Raw genomic sequence first — 19297 nt, forward strand, 5'->3', positions numbered from 1 at the left:
GACGATGCTACAGTAAGCTTATTTGGCTAACTAAACTAAACGTTTTTCCACATCCTCTACTCGAATTTCTTTCTATGCTTTCCAATAATTGGTTTATCTATATTGTGAAATGTGCGGACGATACCTTGTATACCGGTATCGCTAAAGATGTTGAACGTCGGATCGCGCAACACAATGAGGGCAAATTAGGTGCAAAATACACTAAAGTGCGCAGACCCGTGGTTGAGGTGTATCGCGAGCCAGCAGCCGACCGCTCAAGCGCTAGCAAGCGAGAGTATCAAATTAAGCAGTTGTCCAAAGCACAAAAGCTAGCGCTTGTTGCCACGTATCAGAAGAATTAATTTTGCCGGAATCAGCCGTAGCTGCTATGGTCATTAATTCATCTTTGTAGCGGTATCTTATGAAAAACTCCGGTAGGAAAGCGAATAAAAAACAGACGCGAAATACCATGTTGTCTATGCAGAATGTTGGGCGAAATTCGGATAATAGTCATTCACGTGGAAAGACTGGGAAAAAGGCATTCTTAATGCAGCATACGGCCCGAACATTAGATGAATCTCCTTTAGGGCGGTTAGCCAGTATTCAAACAAGCAACTTGGTTATTAAACGCGATGCACCTAATGCGGGAGATCATACGCCTTCAATATCGTCAGTGAATAAAACGCCTGATAAAGTTCTTGCAATTTCAGGACGCAATTCTAATAAAGGCCAATACGACGAGGTTGTTGGGCAGCGTTATGTGCCTACATTTCAGTTTAATACTAATGACTTTTACGATAGGTCGGGAAAGCGAAGTACATTAAAAGGCAGTGCAGCGCATACCATGTATACGTCGTTGAGAGAAATGCACGGTGTGGGTGAAACGCATAAAGTGAAAACCCACTCAGATTTATTAGATAAAACCAAAGATGCTTACTCATCTTACAATTCAAGTGGTGATTTTTTTCGAAGTAAGGTGGTGCCATATCGGGTCAATATTCACGCAGAGTCGAATAAGGGGCCCGTTTTGCATAAGTCTAAAACAGGCGTTGAGCCTTTAGTTGGTCAGGCAATTATCAATTTACATTATCGTGACCCTCAGTTTTTTGGGTTTACAGGGCATCAACATCACTCATCCACAAATACGCATTCTGACTCGGAATCAACGAATTCGAAGAAGCGTAAGCGAAGCGATAATACGCAACATGACACGGTTAAGAAAAGACGTTTAAAATAGTGAGGCAAAAAGCCGTTTTAGGGTGTTTTGTAAGTTAATTAAATTTACCTATGTGGCTGTTTTGCAATATTTGTACTCTTGTGTAATCGTTGGTCACATAATACTTCACTGCTTCTTCACATCTTGCTTATGTAAGGAAAATCAAGGCATTTTGGTTAGCGCTTTACCTTGATTACTTTTTATTTGCGTCAAAATATAATTAGTTTTTGATGGGTTTGAAATTTATCCATTGTTAGCTCTTTCACTGTGACCAATATTAATGCTCACAGTTAAGAGTGATTATATGAAACCCTACCTTGCGAAAAGTGCTGATGATTTTGTCATCGCTGGCACAGGATATTGCGTTGGTCAGCAAAAGTTAAATAATGCTGAGCTGATTGAGTCGTTTGGCATTCGTATTAAAGAAAGCTTTATAAACAAAAATATTGGGATTGAAACCCGCTATTTTTTGTCTCCTGAAGAAACCACATCAGACTTAGCCACCGAAGCAGCGCACCAAGCATTAGCGCAAGCAAATTTGTCAGCGAATCAACTCGATCGGCTGATTGTTGCTACTTCCACACCCGATCATTCAACTCCCTCTACCGCTTGTATTGTGCAGCACAAATTAGGCGCATCGGGGTTCCCAGCAAGTGACATTGTGGCTGCATGTACCGGCTTTTTATACGGGCTAGACCAAGCATTACGCTGTTTAGCAACTGGTGACGATTATGTACTTCTGGTCGGGGTCGATTGCCGTTCAAGAACGTTAAATATGCAAGATAAGCGTACCGCCTTCTTGTATGGCGATGGTGCGGGCGCCGTAGTGCTTAAGCGTCAACCGGCTGACGTTCGCGATGCTCCACACAAGCGGGGTTTTGTAGATTGCTTTGTACAAGCAGAAGGCGAAGGGTTTGACGCAGTTATTGTTCCCGCTGGAGGTGCCGCCAAGCCTTGCACACCAGAAAATGTATCCGCTATGCAGCACAAGCTCTCTATGCCAAGTGGTGAACGGGTAGCTCGTAATGCAATGCGTGCGTTTAAAGAAACCACCTTCGACTTATTAGCGCGCAACAGGCTATCACTTGCCGATATTGACTTGTTTATATTCCATCAACCCAATTTACGCTTGCTTGAAAAAGTCAGTCATGAGCTAGATGTCGACCCAGATAAAATGCTCATCAACTTTAATAAGTTTGGTAATACGGTGGCGGGTAGTGTGCCTATTGCCCTTGCCGAAGCGGTTTCTCAAAACCGAATTCAGGCAGGAAGTAAAGTGTTGTTCTGTGCTGTAGGTGGCGGTTACACCAAAGGCGCTGCGCTGTATTTAGGGTGAAGCGCATGGAGCAGAATCAAACCATGCAAACGTCGCAGGTCGAAAGTGCGTTGATTACCGGAGCGAGTCAAGGGATTGGGTTCGCCTGTGCTCAATGGCTAGCGCAACAAGGTTGCCAAAAGCTAATACTGACAGGTCGAAACTTAGCGTCGTTGCAACAAGCCAAATCGCAAATAGAAACGCATCACCCTCCTTGCGAAGTGACAATATATACATGTGACCACAGTCAGCTAGAACACGTTATGGCTTTGGCGCAGCGTCTTGAACAGTCCGATAACTTGCCCAAAGCCGTGATTGCCAATGTTGGAGTGAATCCTGTGCATGAACTCGGACCCAAAAGTGTTGTGCATACCTCAGTGCCATTGTTACTCGATACATTTCAAACCAATGTGGCGAATACTCACGCGTTACTCACCCCTTTTTTAAAACACTTCAAACGTAATGGTGGACGCATTGTGCTGGTGGGCTCCCAAGCCTATCAATACGGTGTGAAGGGGCAGCTTGCCTATAACCTGTCTAAAGCGGCGTTGGTGGGATACCAAAACACATTAGCGAACGAGTTTGCAAAAAGAGAAGTGTTTTGTCACTTGGTGAACCCCGGCGTGGTGAAAAATGCCAGAACAGAAAAACTCAGAGCCAATGTGGCGAACTTAGAAGCCGTATCTGAGGCCAATGTTGCCCAGTCCATATGCGACGTTTTACATCAAACCGACAATAAAAATTTAGTTATTAATATTTAAATAAGAGTCTATCAATATGACCGTACAGCAGCGTCCTGAATACCATTGGTTGAGCGTTGATACTAATGAAACCCGATTTCTTTCCCCGCTTAGCTCTGTTGTGAATGAAAATATGCAGCTCTTTTGCTTAAGCAGCGAAGATAAACCTAACAGAATGAATGCTGATGGTATTTGGATGGTGAGAGGGCGAGCGAACGGTAGGGAAGTCGCCGTTTGTTGGAGCGATTTTCGCGTTAAAGGAGCAAGTTTCAGTGCCAATAATTGTATGCGACTACAGGCGTTTCTTAAGGCCATTTCCGAGCAGCATATACCGTTAATATTTTGCATTAACTCGTTGGGCTTTCGTTTTGTTGAAGGCCGGAAAATGTTTGATCGTGTTTTTGCCGTGATACCCGCCTTGATTAAGTTTAAGCGTCAAAATTTGCTTATCACGATGTGTCAGGGGAAATGCCTTGGCCTTGGCGCCATGCTGTTCAGTTTAGGACATTACCGTATCGCCGCTTCGCCGCATGCATCGGTTAACTTAACTGGGCCTGAAGTTTTTCAGCAGTTTTTTGGAGCGAAAGTGGACTTTCAGGCAATCGCAGGAGCCGAGGCTGTTAAAAAACGCACAGGGTTAATTCATGAAGTTGCGACTGATGTTAAGCAAGCTTTTTTGTTAGCTGGGCGTTTAATGACCACTCTGGCTTATAAAGGCTCGCTGCCAAAGTTAGCGCTTCCTAATTTAGATGATCCCGCACTACAAGGGATCCTAGAAGACAAAAGCCTGATTAAAGCGGAAATTGCCACGGTCGAGTGCTTGTTGCACTTAACGCGCCAAGGTATTGAATTGTTTAAAGGTTTTGATACACGCTTAAAAGCGTTCGTCATTGATATTCGTGGTCAACAAGTCGCGATGTTAATGAACCCACCAGATCAAATAAACAACATGTTTTCTTATCGCTCGTTAGATTTATATCAGCAGGCAATTGCGTTGTTTGCAGCACTTAAATTGCCCTTGGTATTGATGATAGACACGCCGGGAATTGATCCCCGGTTTGATGGCGATAATAAAGACATTATTCAAAAAGTCGTCAGTGTGACGGATGACCTTATTCATTATCCGATGCCAACCGTAGGCGTTATTAACGGGCGGGGATTTGGTGGCGCGAATACGCTGGCTTTGCCCAAGTGTTACGGTGCAGTAGCGCGATATGCCATTAAAGGTCGAGCCCATATTGACGTAATGCATGAAAGCATTATGAAAGAACTCTTATCTGGCTCGAAAAACTCGCTGGAAAACTGGCAAGAAATACAAGCGCAGCAAGACCCTCACTGTAGCGATATGATCGATGGCGAAATCTTAGATGACATTATTCCTATCGAAGCATTAGAAGAGCGGTTGTGGCAGGATTTGTTTTCCGACACCTGTCATCAAGAAATGCAAACATTGGCAGAGGATGTGATTCAGGCGCCGGCAGCGCCGTGACAAGAGGACGCGCCAGCTTAAGTGTTCTAACGTCGAGTCAGGCAAATGCCAGCCCAAGAAAGGCCGCCGCCAACGGCGTGGAAAATAAGGTTTTCGCCCGAGGCAACGTGCTTTTGTTGTGTTTTCAACCACTGGTGATAGTTAATAAACACGGTGGGAGAGCCCATATTGCCGAAGTGGCGAAAGTTCTTAGCGACAGCCGCTTCGGGGATGCCGCATTGCTGCGCGACTTTGGCATTTTTGCTGCCATCAATTTGGTGAGCAATGTAGTGTTGAATTTGCTCGCCGTGCAGCCCGCTGCTCTCTAATAACTGTGTCAGCGACTTAATCCAGTAATCGTTAATCACTTCGAAAGTGTTACCTTTGTCCTTTAAGGTGTAGCGAAAATTCTCACGTTCATAATCTTCGTTAGCAACGGGAATTTGCCCTTCAACTAACATATTGGTGACATATTGTGGGTCGGTGCCGTGAACGAGCCCGCGAACTTGCCAGTCTTCGGATGCTTCAACGACTAACGCAACTGCGCCATCACCTACCGCCGCACTCATTTGTAGGGTGTCATCTCGGGCGAATTTACTTAAGGTTTCACTGGCGACGATTACCCCGCGTTTGGCCCCCATTTGCAGCCAATTAATGGCTTGGATCAAAGCTAACACGCCACTTGAACAACCGGATTTAATGTCCCAGCAACTTGGATTGGCAAAGCCAAATTCGGCACCCAGTAAAGCGCTGTGTGTAGCAATAGGCAAGGGGTTGGAAATGCCCGCATAAATTAAAAAGTCGCTGGTTTGAGGCAAGCTTGGATCGTCTTTTATCAGGTCTTGTAATGCTTGCTTCGCTAAGTCGAGCGCATTGGTTTTAGCGTCAGTTTGATAACGGTGGGTAATGCCCATTTTATTTTCGATAAAGCGCGATAATTTCGAGGTTTCATCGTGTCCGGCTCGGGCTAACACTTCCGTATTCGACAAACTGACGAGACTATCAAAGTTGCACGTGCGGATGTGGGGAATATGAAAGCCAGAAAGTGGCTGATTAAGTGTAATCATGTGGGTTCCCAATTTGAAAGAAGCGGCGGGTTTACATTAGATGTTTCATAGGAAAGGCGGTGTCTTGCTAATATTTCTCTTTATTGAAGAAAGACACCGCGTTTAGCTGTTCACTCAAAGCACATTCACTTCGACAACAAAAAGGTGTTTTCCGGGTCGACCAAAACACCAATCTGCATGGCTTCTCTGCCTAGCAGCATTAAATGGCTCATTGTTGAACGGTCAGTGAGGGTCAGTTCAATCTCCCAACTTTTAGGACCCATACATGCTTGGGTACGGATAACGTAACGCCTTTCCCTTTCTCCATTGGAGCTACGTACCCAGCGTGTGTCTTGCAATTTTGCTTGGCATTTAATAACTCGCTCGACATTGTGAACATCAGGATGAAACTCAAAACTGACTTCACCATTGGGCTTATTGGTGCTGATATGGTCAACGTGCAGTGCCGAGGTTTGTGCGCCCGTATCAATACGAGCGGCAATGTTAAATAAGCCAAGTTCGGGTAGGTCGATGTTCTCAATAACGCCCATAATTAAATGTTTGGCGTAATCTTGGGTGATCACTCGTACAAACCTTCCAAATGAATCGTTTGCTCAGGGACAAGGTTATCTTGCAATTGCTCAATATGCTCGGCAACGTCACATGGTGCGTCGAAGTCAGCAATATGAAACATGGCGTCACCCTCTTGCACTAATGGAATGTTCTGTTTTCCGATAATAATGCCGCCTTTAGGTGCTGAGATGTGCTCAATCGCCTCACCGGTTGGGCTGTTAATTTCTGCCAACACTTCATCCTTCTTAACGTGATCACCTAATTTTTTGCGGTCACGTACGATACCGCTGGCAGTAGCGCGTATCCAACTACTATTGTAAGCCACAAAAGGCTCGACAGCTCTGTTTTTGCTGGTACGGCGGCGAATCATGCCTAAGTGCGCCAATACATTCATAATGCCTTTTATGCCCGCTCGAATAGATAACTCATCGAAACGCAGTGCTTGCCCTGCTTCGTATAATAAAACGCGGGTGCCTTCTTCGGTTGCCGCTCCTCGTAATGAGCCATCACGTAACGAGGCATTCAACAGCACCGGCACACCAAAGGCGCGGGCAAGTTCCTGTGTTTCAGGATCTTCTAAGTTGGCGCGAATTTGCGGGAAGTTGCTGCGATGAATCGCGCCCGTATGTAAGTCGATGCCATAATCGCACTTACTCACAATTTCCGTTAAAAATAAATGTGCCAATCTGCCAGCTAATGACCCTTTTTGAGAGCCCGGAAAACAGCGGTTTAAATCGCGTCTGTCCGGCATGTAGCGGCTTTGGTTTAACATGCCATACACGTTAACAATAGGCACCGCAATTAAGGTGCCTTTGCTGAGTTTTAACGAACGCATGGTAAGCAAACGGCGAATAATTTCGATGCCGTTTAATTCATCGCCGTGAATGGCCGCACTAATGAAAATAGTCGGGCCGCTTTTCTTGGCGCGGATCACTTCTACCGGGATCGACATTTCGGTATCGGTATATAACTTCATTGCCGCTAACTTAAGCTTAACGCGGCTGCCGGGACGAATGCTGACGTCACCGATTTCAAGTGGTTCCGACATGTTAGCCTGTGCCTTTGGTTTTGTTGTTATTGGGGCGAGCATTTTTCTCGATAAATTCGAAAATAAGGCTGGCGACATCTTTTTTGCTGGCAGTTTCAATGCCTTCTAAACCCGGAGATGAGTTAACTTCCATTACCACAGGGCCGTTTTTGGAGCGAAGTAAATCCACGCCACACACGTTTAAGCCCATAATTTTCGCTGCGGAAACTGCGGTGGCTCTTTCTTCAGAACTGATACGCACCACTTCTGCTGAACCACCTCTGTGTAAATTAGAACGGAATTCACCTTCTTGGCCTTGGCGTTTAATGGCCGCCACTACTTTGTTACCAACAACAAAACAGCGGATGTCGGAGCCGCCCGCTTCTTCAATGAATTCTTGAACTAAAATGTTGGACTTAATGCCCATAAAGGCTTCAATCACACTTTCTGCCGCTTTATTGGACTCTGCCAATACCACGCCAATGCCTTGTGTGCCTTCAAGTAGCTTAATAACCACCGGTGCCCCGCCTACGTTTTTAATCAAGTCTTTGATGTTGTCTGGGCTGTGAGCAAAGCCCGTTCTTGGCAAACCAATGCCTTTTCGCGAAAGCAATTGCATTGAGCGCAATTTGTCGCGTGAACGGCTAATAGCAACCGATTCGTTCACACAAAAGCTGCCCATCATTTCAAATTGGCGCACTACGGCTGTGCCGTAAAAAGTAATGGATGCGCCGATGCGAGGGATAATCGCATCGTAATGAGGCAATTGTTCGCCCTTAAAACGCACCGTAGGTTTGCTACTGGTAATGTCCATGTAGCAATGCAAAGTGTCGATGATGTCCACTTCGTGCCCACGGGCTTCTCCCGCTTCCTTTAATCGTTTTGTTGAGTACAAATTCTTGCTGCGAGATAAAATAGCGATTCTCATTTAAGGTTCCTGTAACACGCGCTTCCAGTGTTTTTCTCAAGTTGTTTAATGCTGGAAGTAAATCAAAATATCAATGGCAATTAGCACAATAATAATCCATTCCAAAAAGGCGGAATGTTTATGGTTTTGCTCGCCTGCCAACATGTCTAATAATTGCTGAATGGTTTCCAGCTTTAACGTTAATAATTGCACTCGTTGGGTTAAATCAAAGTATTTGGCCACCACCTGATACTGTCCTTCCAATTCTGGGTAATCCCAAAAGAACTCAGGGGTATCAAGTAAGTTATAGCGCAATAAAATGTCGTTCTTCGACTGAAACAACTTACCACGCAATTGCGCTAATTCCTTGCGCGATAACGGAATTTTTCCGGTTTTGGTTAATTCTTCGGTTAAATGCCGATTGTCACCAATAATATGCTCCGCTAACGACTCAAAGTGCTCTAATTTGCTCGACTGTGCAAAACCGTGACTGATGGCTAAAAGCACCATGCGTTCGGTGTCTTCTAGCGATAACACATCGTTTTCTAAGGAAAATGCAGTGTCTGGATCCACGCCAAAACGAAAGCTCTCCCATGTTGAATTTTCGTCCTGTACGGAAACGAAACGCGCAACGCGTTGCTCAACACGGGTTTTGGTGTCGGCATCAATATCCCACGTCACCACAATGCCATAATCAAATACAAATATAGCGCCTTGTTCCGAATGCAGCAGAATAGAATCTCTAAATTGCATTGGTTGGTAATCGCTACTTAGTTCATTGGAAAGTGACTGAATATCAATTTGCTGACCAAAACGCTTAACAGAGACCGCACCTTTTTTAATGTCTGATTGTGAACTCATAAGTGGAACAGTGAATAAGTTATTTCATGAGTAGACTAAGCCGCTTCGCAGAAGGTCACAGTGATATGAAAAAATTGTGGGCGCGAAGAGGCAAGTATTGATAGAGAAACCTGCAAAGCCATGCATAACAAAAAATGCGACATTGTGACTTTCCCAAAATGTTGTGCGTCTATTGATTGAGCCGTTGAAAAGTGGCGTTCTACGTTCTAATTGTTGTTTAACCCAGTGTGAAAGGGGGAGTGAACCCGTGTACAACCATATTTGGTTTTTTGATGCGCAGCATCCTGTATCCGATGTTGTGCTTAACAAACAAATTCGTTTAGCGAAGGCATTTAATAGTCAAGTGTGTGTTGTTATCGACCAACGTGCTCGCGCAACAGAACGACGTTTTTGGCAATCTGCGAGTTTTTTTGAGGCGGCTTCAAAAGCGCATATTGAACAAGTTCAGAATTTGCAGTTACAGCTAGAAAAAGCGCTAACCCAGCATCAAATTAACTATCGCATGTTCATTTCTGATCAGAAGCTGTATCGCCAGACGATTGAACGTGCGCTGAGTGAAAATGCGGAAAACATGATTTTATTGATGCAAAAGCCAAAAGCATCACAACATGCGATTTATCAAGATTTAGCGTCGTTGCCTTGTTCCGTATTCATGCTGACCGAAAAACCTTGGTCTGCCACGGTAAAAATGACCGCTGCGATTGATCCGCTACACGAGCATGCGCGCCCAGAAGCGCTGGACAATCGTATTGTGCGTAGCACACAGGATTTTGAGAAAAAGCTAAACGCACAATGGTGGTTAGTGCATTGTTGCTATATTTCGCCTATGTTTTTGGAATACAAGCAAGCGATAAAAGACATTCATGCGGAAGGTTTCGAACAATTTGCAGAGGAAAACCGAATTGCGCCAGCGCGCCTGAAAATGCTAACGGGGATGCCAGAAAGTGCGTTGCCAGCATGGGTAGACAAGCAGAAAGTGGATGTTTTAGTGTTGGGAATGGTGGCGCGTAATGCATTGATGGCACACTTAGTTGGCAGTACCACTACGGCACTCCTTTCGCAGCAGCCTTGTGATATGTTGATGGTAACACAAGCGTAAGCCATCATCGTTTTAGTGAAATACGTCAAATGGCATCAGTTCAAATACAACGGAGAAACCATGTTTGCGGTAAAAGTCACTCACCCACAGTCGTTAAGTGTTGAGTTTGAGCAAGAGGTTGTTGAAACCAGTTCAGGGCATTTTGTTTGGTTCCACTTTGAGGGAGAAATGCCCGATGCCGCAAAATGGCTAACACAGAAATTTCAAATCGACCCATTATGCGTCGATGCTTTGTGTGATGAGTTAACGCGTCCAAGGGTTTTTAGTGGTCCCAATGAAGAATTGATTATGACCTTTCGGGCGCCGGTGGGTGAGGCTGGAAATGAAATTGAATACGCGTCAGTGCGCGCGTGGGCGAGTAGTCAGTTTTTGGTAACGGTGTCCAGAGTCGAAATTCCTATGCTACGAAACTTGCGGGACAAGCTGTTAAGGCAAACCAAAAAAGAAACCTATTCACCGTTGCAATTATTATGGCGTATTTGTGATGGCTCGGCAGACCAGTTAACGCATCACATTGTGTCGATTGACGAGCAAATTACCGACTTCGAAGATGAATGGGAAACCAATAATCACATCAAAAAAGAAGCGTTGCATTCAATGCGGCTGAAGATGTCTCGTGTGCGGCGTTATTTGCTTCCTCAACTGGACGCGTTCCAGAAGTTTGCTTACATGACGGACACCATTAACGTGCCTAAGCGTGACGTAAAACGTACCAAAAGTCAGTGGTTAGAAACCGTTAATATGTTGATGCGAAACACCGAAGTATTGAACGAAAATCAAGACCGCATTCTGATTTTGCAGGACACGCTGTTTCAGCAAAAAACCGAAGTCAGCAATAATATAATGTATTTGCTTTCTATCGTTGCGGCGTTCTTCTTACCTATCACCTTTATTACCAGTTTGTTAGGTATTAACGTAAATGGTATTCCTGCATCGGAACATCCTTGGGCCTTTGCCGTTGTCTGTGTTGTGTTAACCAGCATTATGGCGATTCAGTGGGTGTTGTTCCGTCGTTGGAAATGGTTTAAGTAGCCCACTTTAAGAGTGCGACTCTTGCTCATCTTCAGGCGAGTTACCCAATGCTGTGCCTTCAGGGCGTTTGGATACCATGTGATCCACCACAATGCAGGCGGTCATGTCGCCCATCACGTTTACTACGGTTCGACACATATCCAAAATGCGATCGACGCCAAGCAATAGCGCCATACCTGCTTGGGGGATACCAATATTTTCCAGCATCATGGCAAGAATCACAATGCTCGCCCCCGGCGTAGCGGGGGAACCCATACTGGCAAAAACCGTCATGGTGACAATTAACAAGATGGCGGTCATATCCAACTCAATACCAAAAATTGACGCCAGAAAAACCGTGGCCACGGCTTGATATAACGCCGTACCGCTCATGTTCACGGTTGCACCAAGTGGCACCAAAAAACGCACAATAGCGGAATTAATTTTGAGTTTTTCTTCCATCGTCTTGGTGGTTAATGGCATAACCGCCGCTGAACTGGACGTTGAAAAGGCGAGTAGCAGCACTTCTTTTAACTGACCAAGCGCAGCAAAAATGGATTTGCGCGTGTAAATGGAAATGAGCAATAAATAAAAAAGCCCCATTAGCATTAACCCGGCAACAACGGTTAATACATAAATCAACATACCCGTAAGCACTTGCAAACCCACCGCAGAAGTTAATTTGGCTATCAGCCCAAATACCGCGAAAGGTGCAATACGCATTGCCCAGCTAACAATTGCCATACACACTTCTTGTAAACTGCCGAGCAAATCATAAAGCGGCGCGGATTTTTTCGGAGCAACGCTCATCAAAGCAATGCCAAAAACAATGGCGAAAATCACGATGCGAAGCATATCACCGGAAGAAAATGCAGCTAATGGATTATTGGGTAGCAACCCCACAACACGCATGGGTAGGTCGGAGATGGAAGGCAGTTTTGCGACTTCTTGCGTGCTAGATTGTATTGCTGCACTTTGTGTTACCTGACTCATTAATTCCGCATTGATGTAGCTGCCGGGGTCAATTAACTGACTTAGGGAAATACCGATGCCAGAAGAAATAGCGGTCATGATAATAAAAAATAGGCCGCCATAAGCGCCCAATAACTTCAACTGATTCATGCTGCTGGCGGCAGTTAAACCGCGCATCACTGAGGCTAAAACCAGTGGTACCACAATCATTTGGATTAAAGCGAGAAATAAGTGTCCGGGGAGCGCTAACCAACTGGCTATCAGCACCGACGTTTGTGGTGATAACAAAGCCAAGTCGGGACCAATCAAAATGCCAGCGAGCGTGCCTAATAACATGCCAACCACCACCTGTAACCAAAGTTTACCTTCGGTTAATGCACTAAGTTGATGCGATAATTTGCCGATTGAGGTTAAATTAATATCTTTTAATACAAACATATGTCACTTCTCTAAAAGTGTTTCACGCTAATGCATATAGTTGAACACAACCAAAGTTAACACTTGTTGTTTTTGATCAACTGAGAATAACAAGAGGTGAATGCTGATGAGCAAACTTGCAACAGTTCACCATAAAATGCTCACCTAACACTGTCATTTTTTGTGACTAATTCGCTGCATTTAACGTCATTAACTAAGCTCAATAAGAGCCGAGTTTAATTTGCCAGTTTAGGAGCACAACGTGGTAGAAGTCGAATTATTAATTTGGTGCGGTATTTTCTTTTGCATCACACAATCAGCAATGTTTTCAGGGTTAAACCTCGCGTTTTTTAGCCTGAGTCGATTGCAGTTAGAAGTGGATGCTGGCGCAGGCAATGCCTCTGCTCAGCGGATTTTGAGCTTACGCACGGATTCAAATTTTCTGCTAACCACGATTTTGTGGGGCAATGTGGGTATTAACGTATTACTCACCTTGCTTTCTGATTCTGTGATGGCGGGCGCGTTGGCATTTATTTTTTCTACGGTTTTTATCACCTTGTTTGGTGAAATTGTGCCACAAGCTTATTTTTCTCGTAATGCTATGAAAATGGCCACATGGCTGGCACCTGTTTTACGATTCTATCAATTTGTGTTGTACCCCTTTGCAAAACCATCTGCATTGATTTTGGATGCGTGGCTTGGCAAAGAAGGCATCGATTACCTGCGGGAAAATGATCTTAAAAGCATCATTCGCAAGCATGTAGAAGCTGAAGATGCAGAAGTTGACCAACTTGAAGGTATTGGTGCCGTTAATTTTCTGACCATTGATGATATTTCGGTGTTAGACGAAGGCGAAGTGCTCGACCCAAAATCTGTTATTCGTTTACCCACAAAAATCGATTTTCCTATCTTGCCGGAAATTAACCGCAGCCCAGACGATGCCTTTTTACAACAAGTGAATCAAAGCCAACATAAATGGGTGGTGTTAGCGGATGAATCCGGTGAGCCACTGCTCATTGCCGACGCAGATGGCTTATTACGAGCGGCTTTATTCGAAAAAGATAAGCCATTTGATTTGTACGAATACTGCTACAGACCGCTGATTGTTAGAGACTTGAACACCACCTTAGGCGATGTGATGGTGCAATTGAAAAGCAACGAATCGTTGGACCCTGATCACGATGGAGATATTGAAATCGATGTGGTGTTGGTGTGGGGAGAACAGCCTCGCATTATTACCGGTGCCGACATTTTAGGGCGTTTGTTAAGAGGCACCAGCGCCCCTGAATTGCCAGACTTTGATACGGAGGAACAGAACCAAATATCGCAGTCTGATAATGATGAAGAAAATGATGAACGATCCGATAAATTCTCGGATTAGTTTGTGACTTTTTTCGTTCTGAGTTGTCTATCTATTAAGGCTTTGAGATTTTCGCCAACAACACAATTCGCAAGGTGAATGACAAAGCTGTTTCTAACCATATTGATGGCTTACTTTGAGTGATAGAAGATGAAAAACAAACATCATTTTGACAATCAACAAGATGATTTCGACGAAAACGAATTATCGGTAATGACCTCTGGCGTAGGAGTTGTGAATCATTACATGCGACAAATTAGGGCGAAAGATAATCAACCCGAATTACATAAAATGCGTAAGGAAGAGTCGCACAAACGCAAAGAAAAGCGAAAAGAGGAACGACACTAATCCAATCACTCGGTGACTTACAACACAGTGACGTTCTTTTTATCAATACCGCAGCCGCTTCCTCGCGGCTGCAAAGCAAAAGGCGTTGTTAATGTTATAAAAACGCCTTCGTTCCTCTAATTGGGTAGTTCTTCTCTGGGTCGCGGATCCATTTTAAGCATTTCACTAGCATGGATAAATCTGGGCGAATAAACGGGTTATTGGCAATATCAATTACCTGAATTTGCCTATCTTGGTTAAGCACAAATACTGCCGGTTCTGGGAAAGCGTGATCGGTTTCTTGTTCTGAACGCGGGTTAGAAATGAACAGGCCGAGGGTTTGCATTTGCTCCACGGTTAGCCCGTAAGCGGTTGGGAAGCTAATATCGAGCTTTTCCAAATGCGATTCAAGCTGCGCTTTGCTGTCGCCAGACACCGCCAGCACATCCACATTTAACGCCGATAGTTCGTCTTTAAAGGTTTCCAGTTGGTTTAAATACTGTGTGCAAAGCGGGCAATGTTGACCGCGATAAACAATAACAAGTTGCCAGTCGAAATCGCCTTGAGCCTCGCCAAGCACAACCGCTTTGCCATCGAAGCGAGAGACAGTCATTTCAGGGAGAATGCTGCTTGGGTGGAGCTTTTCAGTATAGGTAGTGTTATTCGACATGCTTCATTTTCCTTGGTTAAAACGCATAGTTTCGAGAAAGGTAAAAAGCGCTTGAAGTGATTTTCAAAAGCAGCGTTTTTCATCACCAAGTAGTGTACAAAGAATAGGGTTATTTTTGTACCTTGTTATCACTGAGAAGCAATAAGCAGTACCGATGCTTTTGCTTTTCAGTGACGGGAAAACAGGGCTAAACCTGTGTTGAGCAAGACGATATATTATTGAGATCGGTTAAATAACGGTTTACATCTAAACTGGAAAGTTCATGAACAGCCAAAAGTGCGCTTTGCAAAACGGCAGCCGTTGAACCGTCGGCTGCGGCAGCTCGTAGAGATTGGGCGGCGCTGGTGTCAGCATTTTGAGGTGGAAGTTTGCTGTTTTCAAGCTGCATATTGCTCGCTGCGATGTTTTGTAATTTTTGCGATATTGCAGAGATGTCAGGCAACTTGCCGTTGAATCGTTGTATTGCATTATTATCGATTTCTTGAATCGTGATAAGAATATGCTCACCGGCAAGCTCAAACTTATCATGAGCTTGTGTCGCGAGTGTGAGTGCTTCATTCAAGCTGGTTTTGAATTTTTGGTAGCTTTCAGGATCGGGAAACGCTTGTGCAACATAGTCGTTTGTGTCTTTGCCACCTAATTCAAGCAGGTATATCGCTTTCCCTATATCGGCTTTAATATCGTTTAAATTTCCGATTAAAGTAGACGCTTCTGGCAGTCGAGCGGATTGATTAAATACACATTGTGCTGCTCGCATGGCATTGGTGTAGGTTTCAAGCTGGTGAGGAATGTCCTGATAGGTTTTTCTGGCTGTTTGATAGCCTAAACCAAGGGCCAAGGTTTTAAATACATCGGAATGCATGTTGCCGATTTCAGCCGCTGCACCAAGTGCAACAAAGTTGAGTATCCAAGAATCGTATTTATTGTTACCAGAGTAATTTTCAAGGATGTGTTGCTTGTAAGATTGCGCGGCTTTGAGAGCGTATGCTCTGGCATCTTTCACATCGGTTGGACCGGCTGGGTTGTAAGTAAACTCAACGAGTTTAACAGGTTGGTACGATACACAGCCCGTTAAAGCAAGTAGCACCGTAAAGTACGTAAACATCCTCATTAGTCAATCTCCTAAGCGGTCAAAAAAATGATCGGATAAGAAATAGTATGCTTTGATGAGGATGTCAATTTAAGTTTCGGCTTCGGCTTAACACCACAGCTTTGCCCGAACAGATTCAATAAAAAGAAAAGTATGGTTACCTTCAAGGTTTATGTGTTTATAGACACTTGTCATCAATATGTAGGTAATTAACAGCTATTTTTCTCCCTTTCACGCAGCTAAGTTCTCTCTTTCAACAGACAATATATTTTTAACTTACTGATTTTTAATAAAGTAAAATCTTAAATGAAAATTTATAGGGACCTATATAAACTCCAACTCTCGCTTTCTCCAAAATTTTGCTTTAATAAAATGCTAGTAACTTGGTTTAAGCTATTGCTAGTATTGGCAAAATTTAAAATTGTTGAATTTTTAGTATGGATTTAAAAGTGGGCATATTGAGAATTCGCAGTAAGTTGCTGTTAGGTTCTCCTACATAATCACTATTGAGAATTTATGTACATTAGATCATTAGACGAATTGACAGAGAAAATGTATAAACTAGAACCGAGATTAAAAAGCCTTGGTTTTTCCGATAGCTTGACAACTACAAATCTCGATAATTATCCAGAACTTTTCAATTTCGCCCAAGACGATGAAAAAATCACTCGCATACTAAGTCTTTTATTTTCTTTGAGAGAAGGAGGTAAAATAAATGAAAGTGGCATTAAAACATACTTAAAGTCACTCTTAAGTCATAAAACACACTATGGTTTTTTATGTGAGTTACTTACACTATCATATCTGCACCGAAACCATGTAGATTTCGATGTAGAGGTTGAAGTTTCTCCTCATGACAACCTGTCTAAAAATACAATATCATTAGACGGAAAAACCAAATCTGGAGTATTCTTTGATATTAAAGGGTTTGGTCTTCAGGAGTATGCAAAAGCCCAATTTTCACGTTTAGTTGAAAAAGAGTTCCCAGGTCACTCCGTTTTAATCAATGGAAAGTATGATGTTTCATATAATGATATTGAGAAATATGCCTTCCCAAACACTCAGAGAGTAATATCTGAGCTAAAGACATCAAATCGAAGCCAAATTGAAGAACTATATTGGGATATCAGAATCAGCAATGAACGGATACGATCCAGTGTTGGAGAAAGCAGTCCATATGCTGAAGCCGAGAACAACAAAAACTTTATTTTTAGAAAGTGTTCTCAATTTACTACAAGAGATCCATTCATACTAATCTGCACTTTTGATAACCAGTTTAATACAAGTCTCTCAATTAATTTTTCATCTCACACAGATATAATGACTCGTGCTCTATCGAGACGAGCTTTTATGGAGTTTAAAAACTCTGATGAATATGCAACATGCCTAGATAAAAAATGTAAAAGTGATATTAAGTTATCAACTGCTTCAAAATATTTATCAGGCATACTGTTCTATGACATTCATAACGAGAAATCGTGGTTCTATTTAAATCCAAATGCTGAGCATAAAATAGATCGACATAAGATAAATTGCATTTTTAATTTTGAAAATCCAGAAAACATGTATACAGATGACTTCTCTAACGATAACTATTAAATCGCTTCACGAACCTAACAAGTGGGTCCAAGTGACGCCTACGGCGCACCTGACCCAAGCGTTAGGTGAAAATTGAGATCGAGCATTGATCAGGAGAAGTAATGGAAAACTGGATTAAACTTTTAGATGTTGCGATCTGGCCTGCGACAGTTCTTATGTTGGCATTCTTGTTTAAGGGGGAAGTTGGGAAAATTCTTACTCGTATGAGCAAGTTCAAGTATAAAGGTATTGAAGCATCTTTCGATCAAGAACTCAGCATTATTGAAGAAACGACCAAAGAGACCAATAAGGTATTAAACGAAGGTTCATCCCACACTCGTGATTCGTATAACCTTACTCTAGAAAGGATTCTTCAATTAGCAGATGTATCACCCCGAGCGTGTGTTTCTGAAGCTTGGCGAGAAGTTGAAAGTGTCACCATTAGCTTGATGCATGCTTACGACTACAACCCGAGAAATGTTCAGATGTCTAAGGTATTTCGAGGCATTGTTCATGACAATGGTTATCCTTGGTCCCTTTATGAAGACTACCGTCGCCTAATGAAATTGAGAAACCAAGCTGTTCATGCTGGTGACTTTGACTTAAGTAAGGAAGAGGCTGAACGGTATGCTATGACTGCAATAGATTTGGCAGTGTTCATAGATAAATTGGCCAAAGAAGCACCTAACAAGTCAAGGCAGCAGGACACCAGCGAAGCTGGCGCCTCTGCTTGAAGCGTTATAACCCTTGATAGTCACAATGCATAATAAGGATAAAAATGTATAAATGTCCCAAATGTTCTTCCGAGAATACCCGTAAAGAAAGAATTAGTGGTTTTGATACTGGAGATAGAATATGCCAAGAGTGTGGTTACACGACGACCGCTAATTCTTTCAAAAGCAATGATAGAGTAATTGGTTCTGCCACAGGGGGAGCCATTCTAGGAGCTTCTTTAGGTGGACCCTTTGGTGCTTTAATCGGAGGCGTTGTTGGAGGATTAATAGGTAATGCTGTTGACGAGAGTAAGGAGAAAAATAATGGATAAAGCATTATTTATTCCTTCTGCGATTATCGCTGGTATTTTAATTCTTATATACGCTGTTCTTATATATAGAAAAGGTTTGGAGTTCGACCAGCAGGCTATAACAAATATAATCCTTCAATCATTTCAGTTAGTATGTGGTTGTGTCTTAATTGCCAGTACATTTATTGAAGATCTAGCTAGTTTAGTATCAGATCTGAATTTATACATACTAATTGCTGGCGCTGTCCTATTAGTAAATGCAGTTAAAACAGTCTACAAGGATTTACCATTTACTGTTGGCAGGCGTCGTTCAGTTCAGAGAACTCAAACTGAGAATTAAGTGGCCGAGGGTTATAACAAGAGACTATGGCGTCAATAGCTAATTTTGAGCCGCTGGTGCTTCCCACATTACACCATCTCTGAGCATCGAATTTAAGATAACGACCATCTTTCTAACACAAGCTATTATCGCTACTTTCTTTGGTTTTCCCGCGGTAATTAATCGGTAATACATTTCTTTAAAAATGGGATTGCTTTGTTTTGCAGACATCATCGCCATGTATAAAACGGTTCTGACCTGATGGCGTCCACCTTGGATTTTTCTAAGCCCTTTAAAG

The 19297-nt window shown here is 43.2% G+C and carries 21 protein-coding genes and 1 pseudogene; 13 read left to right on the forward strand and 9 right to left on the reverse strand.

The annotated features are described in order from the left end of the window. Positions 1-74 precede the first annotated feature (74 nt). From HJG39_RS17510 to HJG39_RS17530, 5 genes are all read left to right on the forward strand, one after another. Positions 75-341, forward strand: coding sequence for a GIY-YIG nuclease family protein (locus HJG39_RS17510; protein ID WP_268411374.1), 267 nt, complete (start codon positions 75-77; stop codon positions 339-341). A gap of 185 nt (positions 342-526) precedes the next feature. After that, positions 527-1216, forward strand: a complete 690-nt coding sequence (locus HJG39_RS17515; RefSeq protein WP_268411376.1) for a hypothetical protein — start codon at positions 527-529, stop codon at positions 1214-1216. Between the two features lie 283 nt (positions 1217-1499). Next, entirely contained in the window at positions 1500-2531 is a 1032-nt protein-coding gene (locus HJG39_RS17520; RefSeq protein WP_268411379.1) for a 3-oxoacyl-ACP synthase III family protein, read from the forward strand. A 5-nt stretch (positions 2532-2536) separates the two neighbouring features. After that, on the forward strand, positions 2537-3271 hold the full coding sequence (locus HJG39_RS17525; protein ID WP_268411382.1) for an SDR family NAD(P)-dependent oxidoreductase: 735 nt from the start codon (positions 2537-2539) through the stop codon (positions 3269-3271). Between the two features lie 16 nt (positions 3272-3287). Continuing rightward, positions 3288-4739 (forward strand): carboxyl transferase domain-containing protein, encoded by a 1452-nt coding sequence (locus HJG39_RS17530; RefSeq protein WP_268411385.1) that lies wholly within the window; start codon positions 3288-3290, stop codon positions 4737-4739. A 26-nt stretch (positions 4740-4765) separates the two neighbouring features. Here the strand turns inward: HJG39_RS17530 and HJG39_RS17535 are convergent, their stop codons facing one another. From HJG39_RS17535 to HJG39_RS17555, 5 genes are all read right to left on the reverse strand, one after another. Beyond that, on the reverse strand, positions 4766-5785 hold the full coding sequence (locus HJG39_RS17535; protein ID WP_268411388.1) for a 3-oxoacyl-ACP synthase III family protein: 1020 nt from the start codon (positions 5783-5785) through the stop codon (positions 4766-4768). 125 nt (positions 5786-5910) lie between these two features. Beyond that, entirely contained in the window at positions 5911-6348 is a 438-nt protein-coding gene (locus tag HJG39_RS17540; RefSeq protein WP_326849274.1) for an ATP-dependent zinc protease family protein, read from the reverse strand. Further along, positions 6345-7385, reverse strand: a complete 1041-nt coding sequence (locus HJG39_RS17545; RefSeq protein WP_268411391.1) for a succinylglutamate desuccinylase/aspartoacylase family protein — start codon at positions 7383-7385, stop codon at positions 6345-6347. Before HJG39_RS17545 ends, HJG39_RS17540 begins: the two co-directional genes overlap by 4 nt. 1 nt (position 7386) lies before the next feature. Continuing rightward, complete coding sequence (rimK, locus tag HJG39_RS17550) at positions 7387-8292, reverse strand: 30S ribosomal protein S6--L-glutamate ligase (protein ID WP_268411393.1); 906 nt, start codon at positions 8290-8292, stop codon at positions 7387-7389. Positions 8293-8337: 45 nt separating this feature from the next. Then, positions 8338-9132, reverse strand: a complete 795-nt coding sequence (locus tag HJG39_RS17555; protein ID WP_268411395.1) for an RMD1 family protein — start codon at positions 9130-9132, stop codon at positions 8338-8340. Between the two features lie 247 nt (positions 9133-9379). Here HJG39_RS17555 and HJG39_RS17560 point away from each other — a divergent pair, with 247 nt between their 5' ends. Continuing rightward, positions 9380-10231, forward strand: a complete 852-nt coding sequence (locus HJG39_RS17560) for a universal stress protein (RefSeq protein WP_268411397.1) — start codon at positions 9380-9382, stop codon at positions 10229-10231. A 60-nt stretch (positions 10232-10291) separates the two neighbouring features. Beyond that, complete coding sequence (locus tag HJG39_RS17565) at positions 10292-11263, forward strand: CorA family divalent cation transporter (RefSeq protein WP_268411401.1); 972 nt, start codon at positions 10292-10294, stop codon at positions 11261-11263. Between the two features lie 6 nt (positions 11264-11269). Here HJG39_RS17565 and HJG39_RS17570 read toward each other — a convergent pair whose 3' ends face one another. After that, positions 11270-12652: a dicarboxylate/amino acid:cation symporter gene (locus HJG39_RS17570; protein ID WP_268411404.1), complete on the reverse strand. Its 1383-nt coding sequence runs from the start codon at positions 12650-12652 to the stop codon at positions 11270-11272. 241 nt (positions 12653-12893) lie between these two features. Here HJG39_RS17570 and HJG39_RS17575 point away from each other — a divergent pair, with 241 nt between their 5' ends. Both HJG39_RS17575 and HJG39_RS17580 read left to right on the forward strand, forming a co-directional pair. After that, entirely contained in the window at positions 12894-14012 is a 1119-nt protein-coding gene (locus HJG39_RS17575; RefSeq protein WP_268411407.1) for a DUF21 domain-containing protein, read from the forward strand. Positions 14013-14141: 129 nt separating this feature from the next. Beyond that, positions 14142-14339, forward strand: coding sequence for a hypothetical protein (locus tag HJG39_RS17580; protein WP_268411410.1), 198 nt, complete (start codon positions 14142-14144; stop codon positions 14337-14339). A 94-nt stretch (positions 14340-14433) separates the two neighbouring features. Here HJG39_RS17580 and HJG39_RS17585 read toward each other — a convergent pair whose 3' ends face one another. Next, positions 14434-14988, reverse strand: a complete 555-nt coding sequence (locus HJG39_RS17585; RefSeq protein ID WP_268411413.1) for a redoxin domain-containing protein — start codon at positions 14986-14988, stop codon at positions 14434-14436. 187 nt (positions 14989-15175) lie between these two features. Beyond that, positions 15176-16099, reverse strand: coding sequence for a hypothetical protein (locus tag HJG39_RS17590; protein WP_268411416.1), 924 nt, complete (start codon positions 16097-16099; stop codon positions 15176-15178). 495 nt (positions 16100-16594) lie between these two features. Here HJG39_RS17590 and HJG39_RS17595 point away from each other — a divergent pair, with 495 nt between their 5' ends. The 4 genes from HJG39_RS17595 (at position 16595) to HJG39_RS17610 (ending at position 19020) form a co-directional block, all read left to right on the forward strand. Then, complete coding sequence (locus tag HJG39_RS17595) at positions 16595-17677, forward strand: hypothetical protein (RefSeq protein ID WP_268411419.1); 1083 nt, start codon at positions 16595-16597, stop codon at positions 17675-17677. A 101-nt stretch (positions 17678-17778) separates the two neighbouring features. Beyond that, positions 17779-18390 carry a hypothetical protein gene (locus HJG39_RS17600; RefSeq protein WP_268411421.1) on the forward strand — a complete coding sequence of 204 codons (612 nt, stop codon included), beginning with the start codon at positions 17779-17781 and terminating at the stop codon, positions 18388-18390. A gap of 44 nt (positions 18391-18434) precedes the next feature. Next, a complete protein-coding gene (locus HJG39_RS17605) occupies positions 18435-18701 on the forward strand; it encodes a glycine zipper domain-containing protein (RefSeq protein ID WP_268411424.1) in 267 nt (88 codons plus the stop codon). Beyond that, positions 18694-19020, forward strand: coding sequence for a threonyl-tRNA synthetase (locus HJG39_RS17610; protein WP_268411427.1), 327 nt, complete (start codon positions 18694-18696; stop codon positions 19018-19020). Before HJG39_RS17605 ends, HJG39_RS17610 begins: the two co-directional genes overlap by 8 nt. Positions 19021-19059: 39 nt before the next feature. On the opposite strand, the pseudogene HJG39_RS17615 reads toward HJG39_RS17610, so the two are convergent. Further along, positions 19060-19297: pseudogene (locus HJG39_RS17615) on the reverse strand (IS110 family transposase); the annotation flags it as partial.

It is taken from the genome of Alteromonas sp. a30, from assembly GCF_026788005.1.
Lineage (GTDB): Bacteria > Pseudomonadota > Gammaproteobacteria > Enterobacterales > Alteromonadaceae > Paraneptunicella.

Bases quoted from the DNA above. Each gene is read 5' to 3' on its own strand.
- HJG39_RS17510 (WP_268411374.1), top strand. From the start codon at position 75: ATGCTTTCCAATAATTGGTTTATCTATATTGTGAAATGTGCGGACGAT.
- HJG39_RS17515 (WP_268411376.1), top strand. From the start codon at position 527: ATGCAGCATACGGCCCGAACATTAGATGAATCTCCTTTAGGGCGGTTA.
- HJG39_RS17520 (WP_268411379.1), top strand. From the start codon at position 1,500: ATGAAACCCTACCTTGCGAAAAGTGCTGATGATTTTGTCATCGCTGGC.
- HJG39_RS17525 (WP_268411382.1), top strand. From the start codon at position 2,537: ATGGAGCAGAATCAAACCATGCAAACGTCGCAGGTCGAAAGTGCGTTG.
- HJG39_RS17530 (WP_268411385.1), top strand. From the start codon at position 3,288: ATGACCGTACAGCAGCGTCCTGAATACCATTGGTTGAGCGTTGATACT.
- HJG39_RS17535 (WP_268411388.1), bottom strand. From the start codon at position 5,785: ATGATTACACTTAATCAGCCACTTTCTGGCTTTCATATTCCCCACATC.
- HJG39_RS17545 (WP_268411391.1), bottom strand. From the start codon at position 7,385: ATGTCGGAACCACTTGAAATCGGTGACGTCAGCATTCGTCCCGGCAGC.
- rimK (WP_268411393.1), bottom strand. From the start codon at position 8,292: ATGAGAATCGCTATTTTATCTCGCAGCAAGAATTTGTACTCAACAAAA.
- HJG39_RS17555 (WP_268411395.1), bottom strand. From the start codon at position 9,132: ATGAGTTCACAATCAGACATTAAAAAAGGTGCGGTCTCTGTTAAGCGT.
- HJG39_RS17565 (WP_268411401.1), top strand. From the start codon at position 10,292: ATGTTTGCGGTAAAAGTCACTCACCCACAGTCGTTAAGTGTTGAGTTT.
- HJG39_RS17570 (WP_268411404.1), bottom strand. From the start codon at position 12,652: ATGTTTGTATTAAAAGATATTAATTTAACCTCAATCGGCAAATTATCG.
- HJG39_RS17580 (WP_268411410.1), top strand. From the start codon at position 14,142: ATGAAAAACAAACATCATTTTGACAATCAACAAGATGATTTCGACGAA.
- HJG39_RS17585 (WP_268411413.1), bottom strand. From the start codon at position 14,988: ATGTCGAATAACACTACCTATACTGAAAAGCTCCACCCAAGCAGCATT.
- HJG39_RS17590 (WP_268411416.1), bottom strand. From the start codon at position 16,099: ATGAGGATGTTTACGTACTTTACGGTGCTACTTGCTTTAACGGGCTGT.
- HJG39_RS17595 (WP_268411419.1), top strand. From the start codon at position 16,595: ATGTACATTAGATCATTAGACGAATTGACAGAGAAAATGTATAAACTA.
- HJG39_RS17600 (WP_268411421.1), top strand. From the start codon at position 17,779: ATGGAAAACTGGATTAAACTTTTAGATGTTGCGATCTGGCCTGCGACA.
- HJG39_RS17605 (WP_268411424.1), top strand. From the start codon at position 18,435: ATGTATAAATGTCCCAAATGTTCTTCCGAGAATACCCGTAAAGAAAGA.
- HJG39_RS17610 (WP_268411427.1), top strand. From the start codon at position 18,694: ATGGATAAAGCATTATTTATTCCTTCTGCGATTATCGCTGGTATTTTA.